The organism is Streptomyces sp. a15 (assembly GCF_059026085.1).
The window spans coordinates 1-252 of sequence record NZ_JBWLKM010000322.1 but is presented as its reverse complement, the minus strand read 5'-3'; the positions used below and the strand labels follow the sequence as shown (position 1 = coordinate 252).

1 protein-coding gene is annotated in these 252 nt (G+C 76.2%); it reads left to right on the top strand.

Translation table 11 applies throughout. The annotated features are described in order from the left end of the window. On the top strand, positions 1 to 252 hold a 252-nt coding region (locus tag AC5P09_RS52325), incomplete at both ends, for a hypothetical protein (RefSeq protein WP_493880675.1).

The following is a 252-nucleotide window of genomic DNA, read 5'->3' as shown; positions in this document are numbered from 1 at the left end:
GGCCGGGGGAGCGGCGGCGGGGGCGTTGCTGAAGGCGGTGAAGGAGCAGTCGCGGGCGGTGCCCGGGGACGGGCTCGGCTACGGACTGCTGCGCCACCTCAATCCCGAGACGGCGTCGGTGCTGGCCGAACTCCCCACCCCCCAGGTGGGCTTCAACTACCTCGGCCGTTTCCCCGCCCCCGCGACGCAGGTGGCCGCCTGGCAGCCCGCCGGCCCGTCCGCCCTCGGCGGCTCGAACGACCCCGACATGCC